The sequence below is a fragment of the Klebsiella sp. GN_Kp190 genome (assembly GCF_040061795.1).
Classification (GTDB): domain Bacteria; phylum Pseudomonadota; class Gammaproteobacteria; order Enterobacterales; family Enterobacteriaceae; genus Klebsiella; species Klebsiella michiganensis.
This window is the reverse complement of sequence record NZ_JBEAFN010000014.1, coordinates 50210-65435: the sequence shown is the minus strand read 5'-3', so window position 1 is coordinate 65435 and position 15226 is coordinate 50210. Positions and strand designations below refer to the sequence as shown.

General features: G+C 57.5%; 17 protein-coding genes. 4 read left to right on the top strand and 13 right to left on the bottom strand.

Features of this window, described 5'->3' with window-relative positions; translation table 11 throughout:
- Window positions 1-185 precede the first annotated feature (185 nt).
- From ABLU67_RS11605 to sseA, 3 genes are all read left to right on the top strand, one after another.
- Window positions 186-1397: a hypothetical protein gene (locus tag ABLU67_RS11605; RefSeq protein ID WP_049101696.1), complete on the top strand. Its 1212-nt coding sequence runs from the start codon at window positions 186-188 to the stop codon at window positions 1395-1397.
- 35 nt (window positions 1398-1432) lie between these two features.
- On the top strand, window positions 1433-2617 hold the full coding sequence (locus ABLU67_RS11600) for a M20 family metallopeptidase (RefSeq protein ID WP_049101698.1): 1185 nt from the start codon (window positions 1433-1435) through the stop codon (window positions 2615-2617).
- Between the two features lie 124 nt (window positions 2618-2741).
- Window positions 2742-3587: a 3-mercaptopyruvate sulfurtransferase gene (sseA, locus tag ABLU67_RS11595; RefSeq protein ID WP_014230369.1), complete on the top strand. Its 846-nt coding sequence runs from the start codon at window positions 2742-2744 to the stop codon at window positions 3585-3587.
- A 39-nt stretch (window positions 3588-3626) separates the two neighbouring features.
- Here the strand turns inward: sseA and sseB are convergent, their stop codons facing one another.
- The 11 genes from sseB to trmJ form a co-directional block, all read right to left on the bottom strand.
- The gene (gene sseB, locus ABLU67_RS11590; RefSeq protein ID WP_048260591.1) at window positions 3627-4403 is read right to left on the bottom strand and encodes an enhanced serine sensitivity protein SseB; all 777 of its coding nucleotides are present in this window, start codon (window positions 4401-4403) and stop codon (window positions 3627-3629) included.
- A gap of 111 nt (window positions 4404-4514) precedes the next feature.
- Window positions 4515-5801 carry an aminopeptidase PepB gene (pepB, locus tag ABLU67_RS11585; protein ID WP_064358815.1) on the bottom strand — a complete coding sequence of 429 codons (1287 nt, stop codon included), beginning with the start codon at window positions 5799-5801 and terminating at the stop codon, window positions 4515-4517.
- A 106-nt stretch (window positions 5802-5907) separates the two neighbouring features.
- On the bottom strand, window positions 5908-6108 hold the full coding sequence (gene iscX, locus ABLU67_RS11580; protein WP_004104502.1) for a Fe-S cluster assembly protein IscX: 201 nt from the start codon (window positions 6106-6108) through the stop codon (window positions 5908-5910).
- Between the two features lies 1 nt (window position 6109).
- The gene (fdx, locus tag ABLU67_RS11575; RefSeq protein ID WP_004104503.1) at window positions 6110-6445 is read right to left on the bottom strand and encodes an ISC system 2Fe-2S type ferredoxin; all 336 of its coding nucleotides are present in this window, start codon (window positions 6443-6445) and stop codon (window positions 6110-6112) included.
- Between the two features lies 1 nt (window position 6446).
- Complete coding sequence (hscA, locus tag ABLU67_RS11570) at window positions 6447-8297, bottom strand: Fe-S protein assembly chaperone HscA (RefSeq protein ID WP_032750897.1); 1851 nt, start codon at window positions 8295-8297, stop codon at window positions 6447-6449.
- Between the two features lie 15 nt (window positions 8298-8312).
- Window positions 8313-8828: a co-chaperone HscB gene (hscB, locus tag ABLU67_RS11565; protein ID WP_064358814.1), complete on the bottom strand. Its 516-nt coding sequence runs from the start codon at window positions 8826-8828 to the stop codon at window positions 8313-8315.
- 75 nt (window positions 8829-8903) lie between these two features.
- Window positions 8904-9227: an iron-sulfur cluster assembly protein IscA gene (gene iscA / locus ABLU67_RS11560; protein WP_004104506.1), complete on the bottom strand. Its 324-nt coding sequence runs from the start codon at window positions 9225-9227 to the stop codon at window positions 8904-8906.
- Between the two features lie 19 nt (window positions 9228-9246).
- Window positions 9247-9633: a Fe-S cluster assembly scaffold IscU gene (gene iscU / locus ABLU67_RS11555; RefSeq protein ID WP_002913991.1), complete on the bottom strand. Its 387-nt coding sequence runs from the start codon at window positions 9631-9633 to the stop codon at window positions 9247-9249.
- Between the two features lie 26 nt (window positions 9634-9659).
- Entirely contained in the window at window positions 9660-10874 is a 1215-nt protein-coding gene (gene iscS / locus ABLU67_RS11550; protein ID WP_004134936.1) for a cysteine desulfurase, read from the bottom strand.
- 176 nt (window positions 10875-11050) lie between these two features.
- Window positions 11051-11542, bottom strand: coding sequence for a Fe-S cluster assembly transcriptional regulator IscR (iscR, locus tag ABLU67_RS11545; RefSeq protein WP_004853217.1), 492 nt, complete (start codon window positions 11540-11542; stop codon window positions 11051-11053).
- 237 nt (window positions 11543-11779) lie between these two features.
- The gene (trmJ, locus tag ABLU67_RS11540) at window positions 11780-12520 is read right to left on the bottom strand and encodes a tRNA (cytosine(32)/uridine(32)-2'-O)-methyltransferase TrmJ (protein ID WP_025106595.1); all 741 of its coding nucleotides are present in this window, start codon (window positions 12518-12520) and stop codon (window positions 11780-11782) included.
- 120 nt (window positions 12521-12640) lie between these two features.
- Between trmJ and suhB the strand changes: the two genes are divergently transcribed.
- Complete coding sequence (gene suhB, locus ABLU67_RS11535) at window positions 12641-13444, top strand: inositol-1-monophosphatase (RefSeq protein ID WP_004853221.1); 804 nt, start codon at window positions 12641-12643, stop codon at window positions 13442-13444.
- 54 nt (window positions 13445-13498) lie between these two features.
- Here the strand turns inward: suhB and ABLU67_RS11530 are convergent, their stop codons facing one another.
- Together ABLU67_RS11530 and ABLU67_RS11525 are read right to left on the bottom strand one after the other, a co-directional pair.
- On the bottom strand, window positions 13499-14485 hold the full coding sequence (locus ABLU67_RS11530) for a nickel/cobalt transporter (RefSeq protein ID WP_025106594.1): 987 nt from the start codon (window positions 14483-14485) through the stop codon (window positions 13499-13501).
- Window positions 14476-15114, bottom strand: coding sequence for a DUF1007 family protein (locus tag ABLU67_RS11525; protein WP_025106593.1), 639 nt, complete (start codon window positions 15112-15114; stop codon window positions 14476-14478). The genes ABLU67_RS11530 and ABLU67_RS11525 overlap by 10 nt, the downstream gene beginning before the upstream one ends.
- Between the last annotated feature and the right edge of the window lie 112 nt (window positions 15115-15226).

Genomic DNA, 15226 nt, shown 5'->3' with positions numbered 1-15226 from the left:
CTCTCTGCCCATATAAATTGACAAGGCGCGCGCTTTCTATTTATTGTTCGGGATATCATTGCCTTTAAAATATAAATTATTACGCCGGCGATGATATTGACTGTCCGTTCCAGCGTTTACCAGATAACACAACATCAACCCATCTCATATAAATATATATGGGATTAATAATATGGAAGTTATTTATGTCTCAGATGGTCGCACTGTCGATTATTATTTTAATTCTTTATATCGGCGACGTTGTTTCAACCCGCACAAAAGCCTGGATTCCCTCCGTATTTGTCTGTGCGGTCCTGTTTTTAATCGGGTACTGGACATTTTTCCCGGCAGATATTATCAGCCGGGCCGGAATCGGCACGCCGGTTGCCATAATGCTGATGTATCTGTTAATCACCAATATGGGCACCCTGCTGTCGCTAAAAGAGCTGGCGCAGCAGTGGAAGACCGTGGTCATCTCCCTCGCCGGCATTGCCGGGATCGCGGCGGCGGTCTTTGCGGTGAGCCTGGCGCTGTTCGACCGCAACACCGCGCTGGTCACCATTCCTCCGCTGGTCGGCGGTATCGTCTCATCGCTGATTATGTCGCAGGGCGCGAGCAGCGCCGGCCTGGTCGACCTGTCGGTTTTTGCCATTTTGATTTACGTGATGCAGGGGTTTGCCGGATATCCGCTCACCGCCATCATGCTGCAGCGCGAAGGTAAAACGCTGCTTGCCCGCTACCGCAGCGGCGAGCACCGACCCGATGACATCACCGATGAGCACGCGATGCTCACCGTTGGCGAGGAGAAAATGCCGCGCCTGTTCAGTAAAATCCCCGTTAGCTACAACAGCAACTACTTTAAATTCCTGCGGCTGGCGCTGGTCGGCTGTCTGGCCTGGCTTGTCGCCGACCTCGCGAAGCCGATCGTGAATATCAGCCCCTTCGTGCTGTGCCTGTTTTTTGGCGTGGTGTTTACCTCGTTAGGCTTTCTTGAAAAGCATATGCTGCATAAGGCGAACGGCTTTGGCTTCGCCATTATGGCATTGATGCTATTTATCTTTGATACCTTAAACAAAGCCACGCCGGAGATGCTGCTGCGCCTGCTTTTCCCGATGGTGGTGTTAATCGCCACGGCGGCGATCGGGATGTTTGTTGTCTCCTGGCTGGTCGGGAAACTGCTTGGCGTCAGCGGCCCGATGGCTTTCGCCATCTCATTGACCGCGCTGTACGGTTTCCCCGCCGACTATATTATTACCAACGAGGCCATCAACGCCCTCACCCACGATGAAAAAGAGCGCCAGATGCTGACCCACCATATGCTGGGCCCGATGCTGGTCGGCGGATTCGTCTCCGTCACCATGGTGTCGGTGGTGTTAGCCGGAATTCTGGTCGGCTATCTGACCCCCGCTGTCGGCTGAGCACGTTGAATTTTTAGCAAATGATGGAGCCATTGATGATTAACCCTGACATCACCGCGATTATCGCCAGAGAAGAACAGGCGATGATCGCTTTTCGTCGCGACCTGCACGCCCATCCGGAACTTCCCTGGGAGGAGAAGCGCACCACGGATCGCGTCGCCGCCGGACTGGAGGCCATCGGTATCCCTTACCGCCGGACGCATCCCACCGGAATCATCGCCGACATCGCCGGCGGCCAGCCGGGTAAAACCGTGGCTCTGCGCGCCGATATGGATGCGTTACCGGTGGTGGAGCTGAACGACCCGCTCGACTATAAATCACAAACTCCCGGGAAAATGCACGCCTGCGGCCATGACGCCCATACCGCCATGCTGCTGACCGCCGCCCGTGCGTTATATGACGTCCGCGAGCAGCTGGCGGGCAACGTCCGGCTGATCTTTCAGCCTGCGGAAGAGATTGCCGAAGGGGCGAAGGCGATGATTCAGCAGGGGGCTATCGATAACGTGGATAACGTTTTCGGGATGCATATCTGGTCCGGCACGCCGTCCGGAAAAATCTCCTGCAACGTCGGTTCCTCCTTTGCCTCAGCCGATTTGCTGAAAGTGACCTTCCGCGGCCGCGGCGGCCACGGTTCGATGCCGGAGGCCTGCGTCGATGCGGCGGTGGTCGCTTCCGCTTTCGTGATGAATCTGCAGGCTATTGTGGCGCGAGAAACCTCCCCGCTGGAGTCCGCGGTAGTCACCATCGGCAAAATGGATGTCGGCACGCGCTTTAACGTCATTGCCGAAAACGCCGTTCTTGACGGTACCGTGCGCTGCTTCAGCCTGGAAGCGCGCCAGCGCCTGGAAACGGCCATTACCCGCTATGCCGAGCATACCGCCGCGGTATATGGGGCGACCGCTCAGGTTGACTACTGCTACGGTACGCTACCGGTGATCAACGAAGAGCACAGCGCGCTGCTGGCGCAGTCGGTTATCCGCGACGCGTTCGGCGATGGCGTCCTTTTCAATGAAAAACCGACCACCGGCGGAGAAGATTTTAGTTTTTATATGCAAAATATCCCCGGCGCCTTTGCGCTGCTCGGCTCGGGCAATAAAGAGAAAGGCAGCGACTACGCGCACCATCACGGCTGCTTTAATATCGACGAGCAGGTGATGAAAAGCGGCGCTGAACTGTACGCGCAGTACGCCTGGCGCTACCTGCAGCAAAACGCGTTTTAAGCCAACCCTCCCCCGACGCCGCTCGGGGGAATATCACATTCCCGCCGCCTCTCCTTGAAAATGCCTTGTCGATATCGCAAAAAACAACAACAATCACTCTATTGTTGATGACACGGAGGCACTCATGTCTACCTCGTTTTTTGTCGCTGCCGACTGGCTGGCAGAGCATATTGATGACCCGGAAATCCAGATTATCGACGCGCGGATGGCCCCCCCGGGACAGGAAGAGCGCGATCTTAACGCTGAGTATCAGGCAGGCCATATTCCCGGCGCCGTCTTTTTCGATATCGAAGCCCTCTCTGACCACACCAGCCCGCTGCCGCACATGATGCCGCGCGCGGAGGCGTTTGCCGTCGCCATGCGCGAACTTGGCGTCAGCAGCGATAAGCATCTGGTGGTATACGATGAAGGCAATCTCTTCTCCGCACCGCGCGCCTGGTGGATGCTGCGCACGTTCGGCGTTGAAAAGGTGTCGATTGTCGCCGGTGGGCTGGAGGGCTGGCGCCGCGATGGGCTACCGCTGGAGCAGGGCCTCCCCGAACTGCCGGAAGGTGATTTTGACGGCCGCGTCGATCCGCTGGCGATCAAGCGCCTGACGGATGTGCTGCTGGTCAGCCACGAAGGATCGGCGCAGATCGTCGATGCGCGCCCGGCAGGACGCTTTAATGGCCAGGTGGCAGAGCCGCGACCGGGACTGCGCAGCGGGCATATTCCCGGCGCGCTAAACGTACCGTGGACGGAACTGGTGATTAACGGCGAACTGAAAACCACCGATGAACTCAACGAGATCTTCGCGCGTCAGGGCGTCGATTTTGAACGGCCGATTATTGCCAGCTGCGGCTCCGGCGTAACGGCGGCGGTCGTCGTGCTGGCGCTCACCACCCTCGGCGTTAACGGCGTTAGCCTGTACGACGGCTCATGGAGCGAATGGGGCGCGCGGACGGATTTGCCGATTGAACCGGCGCAGTAGGCAGTAAAGAGAACAACGGGGGCCTGAGCCCCCGTTGAGTTAAATAATCCGATTGTGCTTAAAGTCGCGCAGGAAGCTGCCCCAGCGCTTTTCATAAAACGGCGTGATGTGGGCGATCATAAAGTGGCTAATCCCCTTTTCCCCCTCCACCACCTGACAGATATCAATCGGCTCGTCGCCGGGAAGCGTATCGGTCGCCACGCTGCCGGTCGCCTGAATAACCTCCTCAATATCGCCTTCCGCTTCAATGCCAATCAGCAGGTTGGCTGGCGCATCGGCGCTGTCTTTGATAGAGCATAAAAACGCGCGCTTCACCGTTTTCAGGGTCTTAAACAGCGCGGTCAGCGAGTCCACCATCTGCGCGGGCGGCTCGACAACCTCAGACAGCAGCAGCGACTCTCCACCTTCAAGCACGGTCTGGGTGCTGAGCGGGCTGCCCTCTTCCCCCAGCAGATGGCTAATCTCACGCGGCGCAAACTCTTTGCCGGTGGCGAGTTTGGCATTGAGATAGAGCGTTTCGCCGAGGGTCATGGCGAACAGCGTGCGCACCGGCATCACCACAAAAGACTGTTCGTCCTCAACGGCCTGCTGCAGCGCTTCCAGCGAGGTGAAAAAAGGAATGACCGATGTGCCATCATCTTTTTCCCAGTGCTGCAGATCCAGCACGCTGTCTTCAACGACCTGCTCGCCCTGAGCGGCGGCTCCGGGTACCCACACGGTAGCTTCCAGCAGCGTACGGAAAAAAGCCGGACGATGGCCTGGCTCGGTAGCCGCCTTCTCCAGCAGGGTTTCTAGCTCATTTTTAGTTTCGGACATAGTAGTTCCACAACGAAAATCCCCTCACCCCGGCTCTCTCCACGAAGGAAGCGGGAGAAAGCCGAACGTGACCTCCCCGTGAAACATCAGGGGGAGGGTCAGGGGAAAGGGTTATTCCGCGGTCAGCAAATTAGCAATAGTGCGCACGCCGAGGCCGGTCGCGCCCGCCGACCACTGCTCAACCGCAGATTTGCGGTAGGTCGCCGAACAGTCGATATGCAGCCAGCCTTCATGATAATTCTCCACGAAGTGGGACAGGAAGCCCGCCGCGGTGCTGGCGCCGGCCGGATAGGCCGCGCTGCCGGTATTGTTCAGTTCAGCAAAGTTGGACGGCAGCTGGCCGCGGTGGAACTCAGCCAGCGGCAGGCGCCAGAAAGCTTCGTTTTCAGCCTGCGCGCTCGCCAGCAGGCGATTCGCCAGCGCATCATCAAAGCTGAACAGCGCGTGATAATCATTGCCCAGCGCGGTTTTCGCCGCGCCGGTCAGCGTGGCGGCATCGATGATCAGCGCCGGCTTTTGCGCCGAAGCATCGATCAGGCCGTCCGCCAGCACCAGGCGACCTTCCGCATCGGTGTTCATGATTTCCACGGTTTTGCCGTTGCGATAGTGAATAATATCGCCCAGTTTGAAGGCGTTACCGCTAATCAGGTTATCGGCGCAGCACAGATACAGCTTCACGCGCTTGTTCAGGCCGCGCGTGATGGCGAACGCCAGCGCGCCGGTTACCGTCGCCGCGCCGCCCATATCGGACTTCATCGAGTCCATAAACGCGCTCTGCTTGATGCTGTATCCGCCGGAGTCAAAGGTGATGCCTTTACCGACCAAGCAGGCGTACACCGGGGCTTCTTTGTCGCCGGTTGGGTTATAGTCCAGCGCCAGCAGGACCGGCGGACGCTCGGAGCCGCGGCCGACGGTGTGGAGGCCCAGGTAGTTCTGTTCGCGCAGATCTTCGCCCTTGGTGATGCGATAAGAGACGTTATTGCAGGCCACGCTGCACAGCAGGTCTACCGCACGCTGCGCCAGCTGTTCCGGCCCCAGCTCTTCCGCCGGGGTGTTGATGGTGTCGCGGACCCAGTCAATAATGGTCAGGCGGTTATCCAGTTCGCTTTTCTGCGCATCGTCGAGGGCCGGCCACTCCACTTTGCGGCTGCCTTTCGGGCCTTTATAACCGGCCCAGAACGCCCATGCGCGATCGGTATCCCAGCCCTCGCCGTCAAGCGCGACATGTTTGATGCCCATGCCGTCAATTTTTCGCGCCGCGCGCTGAATCAAACCGAGGTCGTCTTTGCCGTTCAGATGCAGGGCGATGCCGTCGTTATTAATGCTGTAAGATGCTTTTTCTCCCCAGCGCGCATCGGCTGGCTGAGCGGTAAGCGTAATTTTCATAGCTTCGGTCATTATCATTATCCTTCTTAGCAAACGGGCCGCCGTATGGCAGCCCGTAAAGTTCTTTCGCTCGTTGATTCATCCGGCTTAAACCACCGGGTAAATCATGACGCGAAAATTATTCTGCTTCGTCTAACCAGACTAGCAGAATCGCCTCAAGAATTTTTTCATTGGATGCGTTCGGATCGTCATCAAACTCTTCCAGATCGCAAATCCACTGATGCAGATCGGTGAAGCGAACGGTTTTCGGGTCGAGATCCGGGAAAGCGTCGTACAGCGCTTCCCCGATTTCACGACTATCGGTCCATTTCAGTCCCATATTAATGCTCGCGTGCGTGGTTGATGGTGTAACGCGGAATTTCGATGACCAAATCTTCGTCAGTCACCCGCGCCTGGCAGCTCAGACGGCTGTCGGGCTCAAGCCCCCAGGCCTTATCCAGCATGTCGTCTTCATCTTCGGTACTTTCCGCCAGCGAGTCAAAGCCTTCACGCACGATGCAGTGGCAGGTGGTGCAGGCACAGGATTTTTCGCAGGCGTGTTCAATCTCAATACCGCTACGCAGCGCTGCATCAAGAATGGTCTCACCGGTCTCAGCTTCCACAACTACGCCATCCGGACACAGGTCCTGGTGGGGCAGAAAAACAATTTTTGGCATTTTAAACCTCGTCCACGGATTGGCCTTTCAGCGCGATACGGACCGATTGATCCATACGACGTGCGGCAAATTCCTGGGTTTGTGTGTCGATATTTTTAATCGCTTCTTTGATTGCATCAGCATCATCGCCTGCCGCTGCGGCGCGCACTTGCTCCGCGGCGTCATCGATAGCCTGACGCTCTGCGGCGCTTAACAGCGCGGCGTCGGCGGCCAGCGCGCTGACCAGACTTTCCAGTACGCGCGCGGCTTCAACTTTTTGCTCGGCCAGCATACGCGCCTGGACATCCTGTTCGGCGTAGCTCATCGAATCTTTAATCATGCTGGCGATCTCGCCATCGGTCAGACCGTAGGACGGTTTCACCTGGATAGAAGCCTCAACGCCGGTCGATTTCTCCATCGCCGTCACGCTCAGCAGGCCATCGGCATCCACCTGGAAGGTCACGCGAATATGCGCCCCGCCCGCCGGTAATGCCGGAATGCCGCGCAGCGCAAAGCGCGCCAGGGAGCGGCAATCCTGCACCAGCTCGCGCTCGCCCTGCATGACGTGGATAGACATCGCCGTCTGACCATCTTTGAAGGTAGTGAACTCCTGCGCGCGCGCCACCGGAATGGTGGTGTTACGCGGGATAACCTTTTCCACCAGGCCACCCATGGTTTCCAGCCCCAGAGAGAGCGGAATGACATCAAGCAGCAGCAGCTCGCTGTCCGGCTTATTGCCCACCAGGATATCCGCCTGAATCGCCGCGCCGATGGCGACGACTTTATCCGGGTCGATAGAGGTCAGCGGCGTACGGCCAAAGAATTCGCCGACGCGTTCGCGCACCAGCGGCACGCGGGTCGAGCCGCCCACCATCACCACTTCCAGCACCTCTTGCGCCTCAACGCCGGCGTCTTTCAACGCGCGACGGCAGGCCAGCAAGGTGCGTTTGACCAGCGGCGCGATCAGCGCATTAAACTGGCTACGGGTCACCTCCCCCTGCCAGCCGCCGACGTTCACTCGCGCCGTCTCGGCATCGCTGAGGGCGATTTTCGCCGCGATCGCCGCGTCAAGCAGCTCACGCTGCAGGCGGTTATCGCTGCGATCGTTCAGGCCAGCCTGCTCGCGCAGATAATCGGCCAGCAGATGATCGAAATCGTCGCCGCCGAGCGCGGAATCGCCGCCGGTGGCCAGGACTTCAAACACGCCGCGGCTCAAGCGCAGCACGGAGATATCAAAAGTACCGCCGCCGAGATCGTAAACCGCGATGACCCCTTCCTGACCGGAGTCCAGGCCGTAGGCTATCGCCGCCGCGGTCGGCTCGTTCAGCAGACGCAGCACGTGCAGGCCCGCCAGACGCGCCGCGTCTTTGGTTCCCTGCCGCTGAGCATCATCGAAGTAGGCCGGCACGGTAATCACCACGCCGTCGAGCTCGCCCGCCAGCGCCTCGGTGGCGCGTTCAGCCAGCGCTTTTAGAATGTCGGCAGATACGCGGATCGGATTGAGCAAACCTCCCGTAGTCTGAATCATTGGCAGGCCGTTTTCGCTGGCCTGCAGCTGATAAGGCAGATGTGGGTAGCGGGCCTCGATATCGGCCAGAGAGCGGCCCATCATGCGTTTGACGGAGCTGATGGTGTTGACCGGATCCAGAGCGGCGTTTTGTCGCGCGTCATAGCCCACCGTCAAACCCGAAGCCTGATAGTTCACCACCGACGGCAGCAAATAGCGCCCCTGATGGTCGGGCAGAGTTTCGGCCTGGCCGCTACGCACGGTAGCCACCAGTGAATTGGTGGTGCCCAGGTCGATACCCGCCGCCAGACGTCGCTGGTGCGGCGCGGCGCTCAGTCCGGGCTCACTAATTTGTAATAAGGCCATAATTGCTTCCGAAAATTAAAAATCGAGCAGTTTTTCTTCGAGTTGTTCCGCACTGCTTCGCAGTTTATCGAGAAAACGCAGCTTGCGCACGGTATCCGCCGCCGCCTCCCACGTCTCGTTATTCAGTTGTTCAACCATCAGCTGATGCCGGGTATCAAATTGCGCTTTGAGCCGCTTGATAAAGCTTTCCAGCCGCGCTTCATCTTTCGCCTTGCCTATCTCATCGAGCTCTTCGCGCAGTTCCAGCTGTTCCATCAGGAACGCGGTATCGCGCACGGTATGCTGCTCGCTGGCGAGATCGAAACCGTGAAGTGAAAGGAGATATTCGGCGCGGGTCAGCGGATGGCGAAGGGTTTGCCACGCCTGATTAATGGTGGCGGACTGCTGCACCGCGGCGAGCTGTTCGGCCGCGCTGCCGCTGGCGAACTTATCGGGATGATACTGGCGCTGTAGCTCCTGGTACCGGGCAGCCAGGGGTTCTAACGAAAGGGTATAGCTGGCCGGTAACCCGAAGAGGGTAAAATAGTCCATAGCAACCTCAGGGTTAACGAGATAAAGCAAACCCCACTTACGGACGTCCGCAGTGGGGTTTAGATTACATTGCGATTATACGTTAAAGCTTTCGCCGCAGCCGCACTCGTCTTTCACGTTCGGGTTGGTGAACTTAAACCCTTCGTTAAGACCTTCTTTGACGAAGTCCAGCTGCGTGCCGTCGAGGAACTGCAAACTCTTGCCGTCGATCACGACCTTCACGCCTTTGTCTTCAAACACGGTGTCTTCTGCCGCCGGCTCGTCAACAAACTCCAGTACATAAGCCATACCCGAGCAGCCGGAAGTTCTGACTCCCAGACGCAGACCAAACCCTTTACCGCGGTTGGCCAGAAAGGTGTTGACTCGCGCTGCTGCACTGTCGCTTAAAGTAATCGACATAACAAACCTCAACTCTTAATTATTTTGCTTCACGTTTGCTTTTGTAATCCGCAATCGCGGCTTTAATCGCGTCTTCCGCCAGAATAGAGCAGTGAATTTTCACCGGCGGCAGCTCAAGCTCGTCTGCGATATCGGTGTTTTTGATCGCCTGAGCTTCGTCCAGCGATTTCCCTTTCACCCACTCGGTCACCAGGGAGCTGGAAGCAATAGCGGAACCGCAGCCGTAGGTCTTGAAACGCGCGTCTTCAATGATACCTTCATTGTTGACTTTAATCTGCAACTTCATCACGTCGCCGCACGCCGGCGCGCCAACCATGCCGCTGCCGACGTTTTCGTCGCTATTGTCGAAGGAGCCGACGTTGCGCGGATTCTCGTAATGATCGATAACTTTTTCGCTGTAAGCCATGATGAATTCTCCTTATTGGTGCCGAATTAGTGATGTGACCATTCAATGCTGTTCAGATCCACGCCCTGCTTGAACATTTCCCACAGCGGAGAAAGTTCGCGCAGACGACCAATGGAGTTGCGAACCAGATTGATGGTGTAGTCAATCTCTTCTTCGGTAGTAAAACGACCTAAAGAGAAACGAATAGAGCTATGCGCCAGCTCGTCGGTCATCCCCAGCGCACGCAGCACGTAGGACGGCTCGAGGCTTGCGGAAGTACAGGCGGAACCAGAAGAGACCGCCAGGTCTTTCAGCGCCATAATCAGCGACTCGCCTTCAACATAGTTAAAGCTGACGTTGAGAATGTTCGGCGCGCCCTGCTCGAGATCGCCGTTCAGGTAGACCTCTTCCATATCTTTTACGCCGTCCCACAGACGGTTACGCAGGCCGCGCAGGCGGGCCATTTCGCTTTCCATCTCTTCTTTCGCGATACGGTAAGCTTCACCCATACCGACGATCTGGTGGACAGGCAGCGTCCCGGAGCGCATGCCGCGCTCGTGACCGCCGCCGTGCATCTGCGCTTCGATACGAATACGCGGTTTACGACGCACGTACAGCGCGCCGATGCCTTTCGGGCCATAGATTTTGTGGCCGGAGAAGGACATCAGATCAACTTTCAGCTGGCTCAGGTCGATAGGCAGTTTGCCCACGCTCTGGGTCGCGTCAACGTGGTAAATGATACCGCGGGCGCGGCACATCTCGCCGATGGTAGCGATATCCTGCACCACGCCGATTTCGTTATTCACGTGCATAATGGAAACAAGGATGGTGTCATCACGCATCGCAGCTTCCAGCTCTTTTAAATCGATAATGCCGTTACGCTGCGGGGCGAGGTAGGTCACTTCAAACCCTTCGCGCTCCAGCTGACGGCAGGTGTCCAGCACGGCTTTATGTTCGGTTTTGCTGGTGATGATGTGCTTGCCTTTTTTCTGATAAAAGTTGGCTGCACCTTTAATCGCCAGGTTGTCGGATTCCGTCGCGCCGGAAGTAAAAACGATTTCGCGCGGGTCAGCGCCGACCAGCTCGGCAATCTGATTACGGGCGATATCTACCGCCTCTTCAGCCTGCCAGCCAAAACGGTGTGAACGCGAGGCCGGGTTACCAAAGGTCCCGTCCAGGGTCAGGAACTGCATCATTTTCTCGGCAACACGCGGGTCCACCGGCGTGGTTGCGGAGTAATCGAGATAGATCGGTAATTTCATTGCTCTATAAACTCCGTACATCGCTTCAATGCAAGGAATCAGGCAACCGGCTGGATGTACGACCGAGTACACAGGATGTCGGAACATCCTGGCCTGATTCGAAAATCTTTTTTATCTTTTTTACTCAGCTCGTTTCAGCTTGCAGCCGATAGCTGCAAGCTGAAACTGAACGAGAACTACGCGCGCAGTTTGACGTCGATGGCGTCCTGAGCGCGGGTGCTACGCTGGGATTCATGGTTGTGCTGACGGCCGGAGACATCAAGGATTTCCTGGTTATTCACCAGTTCGCCCAGCGTGATGTTATTCAGAAAACCGGTCAGTCGCTCGCTCAGATCGCGCCACAGCGCGTGAGTCAGACACTTATCGCCGCCCTGGCAGCCGCCTTTACCCTGACAACGGGTGGCGTCAACGGATTCGTCCACTGCGCTGATAACTTCGCCAACCGCGATGCTACCCGCTTCTTTACCTAACAGATAACCGCCGCCTGGACCACGTACGCTGGAAACCAGGCCATTTTTGCGCAGGCGAGAGAACAGCTGTTCCAGATAGGAAAGCGAAATTCCCTGACGCTCTGAAATATCAGCCAACGGAACCGGACCCGATTCAGAGTTGAGCGCAACGTCAAGCATCGCGGTCACGGCATAACGCCCTTTAGATGTCAGTCTCATGTCTTACTTAACCTCAAACTCGCCCCTGCCCGGGCTTTTTATTAATATGGGTATTGCATAGCAAGGGCAAGTCTGACATTCCCGAGTAAATTGGTCAACTATTTACTTGACTGTTTTAGTCAGGTATTTGGCTTTCCGTGCCGTTTCACTTCAGCGCGGCCTGGTGCCCTCGCCCCGGCCCTCTCCCACAAGGAGAGAGGGAGCCCGCAGTACCGCGCCGCCGGGCAACGGCGTGCACTATGACTCTTTATTTTTCTGCTGCTGCTCAATTGACGCCAGCATGCCGCGCAGGATGTTCAGCTCCTGGCTTTCCGGGCGGGCGCGGGTAAACAAACGGCGCAGCTTGTTCATCACCTGGCCCGGGTGGCTGGCGCGGATAAACCCGGTTGCCAGCAGCGTCTGCTCCAGATGACCGTAGAAACGCTCTAAATCATCCACCAGCGGATACGGGGTTTCTTCATGCTCGACGACAGGTTCATTTTGCTCCTGCGCCGCCAGCCAGGCCATACGCACTTCATAGGAGATAACCTGCACCGCCATCGCCAGGTTCAGCGAGCTGTATTCCGGGTTGGCAGCGATTGCCACATGGTAGTGACACTTCTGCAGCTCTTCGTTAGTCAGGCCGACGCGTTCGCGGCCAAAGACCAGCGCGATCGGCGCATGCTGCGCTTCAGCAACGCTTTTCAGGCCGCATTCACGCGGGTCGAGCATCGGCCACGGCAGCGTACGGGAGCGCGCGCTGGTCCCCACGACGAGGCTACAGCCCGCCAGCGCTTCATCAAGGGTATCAACGATGTGTGCATTGCCAATGACGTCGCTGGCCCCCGCCGCCAGAGCGATGGCCTGAGAATCGGGTTTGACCAGAGGATTGACCAGCCACAGGTTGGTTAACCCCATGGTTTTCATTGCGCGGGCGACGGAGCCCATATTGCCGGTGTGTGAGGTTTCTACCAGTACGATTCGAATATTTTGCAGCATTATGGTTCTTCGGCTAAAGATTATTCGTGCATGCTATCATAAAACGAAGACATAAGGAGATTTCACTGTTACTATATGCGCCGTTTTTTCCCGTTCTTTAACATCCAGTGAGAGATACCGATGCATCCGATGCTGAACATCGCCGTGCGCGCAGCGCGCAAGGCGGGTAATTTAATTGCCAAGCACTACGAAACCCCTGACTCCGTAGAAACCAGCCAGAAAGGCAGCAATGATTTTGTGACCAACGTCGATAAAGCCGCCGAGGCGATGATTATCGAAACCATTCGCAAATCTTACCCGCAGCACACCATCATCACCGAAGAAAGCGGTGAGCACGCTGGTGAAGATCAGGATGTTCAATGGGTTATCGATCCACTGGATGGCACCACCAACTTCGTCAAACGTCTGCCGCACTTCTCCGTCTCCATCGCCGTACGCATTAAAGGCCGTACTGAAGTGGCCGTGGTTTACGATCCGATGCGTAACGAACTGTTCACCGCGACCCGCGGTCAGGGCGCGCAGCTGAACGGCTACCGCCTGCGCGGCAGCAGCGCTCGCGACCTGGATGGCACGATCATCGCCACCGGCTTCCCGTTCAAAGCAAAACAGCACGCGACCTCTTACATGAACATCCTCGGCAACATGTTCACCGAATGCGCGGATTTCCGCCGCACCGGTTCCGCTGCCCTGGATCTGGCCTACGTTGCCGCTGGCAGGGTTGACGGTTACTTTGAAATCGCGCTGAAACCGTGGGATTTCGCGGCAGGCGAGCTGATCGCCCGTGAAGCAGGCGCTATCGTCTGCGACTTTACCGGCGGCCATAACTACCTGCTGACCGGCAACATCGTTGCAGGTAACCCGCGCGTCGTTAAAGCGATGCTGGCCAATATGCGCGAGCATCTGAGTGAAGCGCTGAAGCGTTAATATCTCACTGAATGAAAAGCAAAAAGGAAGCCGCGGCTTCCTTTTTTTATCGCATTAAAACGGCCGCAGGCCGCCGCCCGATGGCATCGCGCTACTCCACATCACGATGGCCGCCGCCAGTAAAATCACGCCGCCGGCCAGCGCCAGCGTTGCCCAACCGATCTGCTTCCACAGCGCCGGCGCCCGATTCGCGCTCAGCCTGACCGCCAGCTGGCGGAAACCATGAACCAGCAGCGCCAGCGCGCTAATCGTCAGCGAGGTTCCCGCCGCCATCGCCATCGCGGCCGCCATGCCCCAGCCAAATACGCCGATAACCTTGCTGAATAACAGCACCATAATGGCTCCGGAGCAGGGCCGCATCCCCATTGACAGCACGATAGCCAGCCGCGCCCGCCAGTCATCGCCGCTTTGCAGCTGTTCCGGCGCCGGCAGATGCTGGTGTCCGCAGCCGCAGCCGCAGCTGGCGTGATGAACGTGATGCGCGGTGAAGGCGGTGAATGTCGGCCGGCGCAGCAGCATCCGCAGCTTTTTCAGCGCCCGCCAGCACAGCAAAAGGCCCAGCGCGCCGACCAGCAGATAGCTTCCCTTTTCCAGCCAGAAGCTGCTCAGATGCAGCTGTCTTGCCGGCAGCCGCAGCAGCGTCAGTACCACCACCACTAAGACGATAGCCACCAGTCCCTGCAGCAACGAAGCGGCCAGCGTCAGGCCGATGCTCGATTTCAGCTTCGACGGATGGGTTGCCAGCCAGGTGGTTATGACCACCTTGCCGTGCCCCGGCCCCAGCGCATGCAGGATGCCGTAGGCGAAGCTAAACCCCAGCAGCGACAGCCCGGCGGCGGCAGGATTCTCCGCAACCGCCTGCAGAAGCCGACTCAGTTCGACATTCAGCGCGCGCTGCCAGACCGCGCTTTGCAGCAGCACCTGCGGCCAGGCCCGCCATAGCCAGAAGCCAGCTCCGGCTGCCAGCAGCAGAAACAGCGCCAGCGGCCACAGCTGACGCCAGCGCGGCGAACGGCCGGTTTGAGCAAAAATCACTGACATTGCAGCGTCACCTTTTGCGCGAAGTAATTCCCCAGTTCCATATCCTCCGGCGGCGCATCCGCCTTATCCAGCGACTGCGCGTAGGACAACATTTTTTCGTTAGGCTTCGGCGTCATCACTTTTGCCGTGCAGCTTGTCTTCATCGCCGTCGGTAGTGTGAAGTCTGCGTCTTTGTCGTAATACATATCAACATAATAGGTCGGGTCGTAGGTGGAAAAGGTGAAGGTTTGCCCGGCCAGAGGCTGCGGCTTCGCCAGCGGCAGGGTAAAGGTGAGCACCGCCTGATGACCGCTGCGTTCAAGGCCATAACCAGCGGGCCGATTATCAAACTTCACCCGCTGGCCGTTGTGCCATAGCTCGCTGAAATAGTGCTGGCCCAGCACGTTCGCCATCACTTCCGCCGCCAGCTTTTTCCAGATTTCGCTACCGGGTTTAGCGTTGCCCGCATCATAGAGCAGATCGGCGGAGGTGATTTCATCCATCGTCCAGCGCATTTTAAAGCCGGTGAGCAGCCCATTTTCCGCCACGGCCTCCGTTTGCAAACTGATGAAACTGTGCGGATGCGCCGCCGCAGATAGCGATAAAAACATGAAAAACGCTACGCTGACGCATTGTTTCACTCTCTTCATCTGTTCCTCGCGTGAAAAATTCTGTGAACCCCGCCAGCAATCCTGATGTAAAGACCCGGAAATGCCCTGTTCACCCTCAATACATTAACTACTCTTAACGAAAACCCTAACT

What these genes read in the sequence shown, in the direction of transcription:
- iscS (WP_004134936.1), bottom strand. Translation starts at nt 10,874, where the DNA reads ATGAAATTACCGATCTATCTCGATTACTCCGCAACCACGCCGGTGGAC.
- sseA (WP_014230369.1), top strand. Translation starts at nt 2,742, where the DNA reads ATGTCTACCTCGTTTTTTGTCGCTGCCGACTGGCTGGCAGAGCATATT.
- hscB (WP_064358814.1), bottom strand. Translation starts at nt 8,828, where the DNA reads ATGGACTATTTTACCCTCTTCGGGTTACCGGCCAGCTATACCCTTTCG.
- iscX (WP_004104502.1), bottom strand. Translation starts at nt 6,108, where the DNA reads ATGGGACTGAAATGGACCGATAGTCGTGAAATCGGGGAAGCGCTGTAC.
- ABLU67_RS11525 (WP_025106593.1), bottom strand. Translation starts at nt 15,114, where the DNA reads ATGAAGAGAGTGAAACAATGCGTCAGCGTAGCGTTTTTCATGTTTTTA.
- iscU (WP_002913991.1), bottom strand. Translation starts at nt 9,633, where the DNA reads ATGGCTTACAGCGAAAAAGTTATCGATCATTACGAGAATCCGCGCAAC.
- sseB (WP_048260591.1), bottom strand. Translation starts at nt 4,403, where the DNA reads ATGTCCGAAACTAAAAATGAGCTAGAAACCCTGCTGGAGAAGGCGGCT.
- suhB (WP_004853221.1), top strand. Translation starts at nt 12,641, where the DNA reads ATGCATCCGATGCTGAACATCGCCGTGCGCGCAGCGCGCAAGGCGGGT.
- iscA (WP_004104506.1), bottom strand. Translation starts at nt 9,227, where the DNA reads ATGTCGATTACTTTAAGCGACAGTGCAGCAGCGCGAGTCAACACCTTT.
- ABLU67_RS11600 (WP_049101698.1), top strand. Translation starts at nt 1,433, where the DNA reads ATGATTAACCCTGACATCACCGCGATTATCGCCAGAGAAGAACAGGCG.
- hscA (WP_032750897.1), bottom strand. Translation starts at nt 8,297, where the DNA reads ATGGCCTTATTACAAATTAGTGAGCCCGGACTGAGCGCCGCGCCGCAC.
- ABLU67_RS11530 (WP_025106594.1), bottom strand. Translation starts at nt 14,485, where the DNA reads ATGTCAGTGATTTTTGCTCAAACCGGCCGTTCGCCGCGCTGGCGTCAG.
- trmJ (WP_025106595.1), bottom strand. Translation starts at nt 12,520, where the DNA reads ATGCTGCAAAATATTCGAATCGTACTGGTAGAAACCTCACACACCGGC.
- iscR (WP_004853217.1), bottom strand. Translation starts at nt 11,542, where the DNA reads ATGAGACTGACATCTAAAGGGCGTTATGCCGTGACCGCGATGCTTGAC.
- fdx (WP_004104503.1), bottom strand. Translation starts at nt 6,445, where the DNA reads ATGCCAAAAATTGTTTTTCTGCCCCACCAGGACCTGTGTCCGGATGGC.
- ABLU67_RS11605 (WP_049101696.1), top strand. Translation starts at nt 186, where the DNA reads ATGTCTCAGATGGTCGCACTGTCGATTATTATTTTAATTCTTTATATC.
- pepB (WP_064358815.1), bottom strand. Translation starts at nt 5,801, where the DNA reads ATGACCGAAGCTATGAAAATTACGCTTACCGCTCAGCCAGCCGATGCG.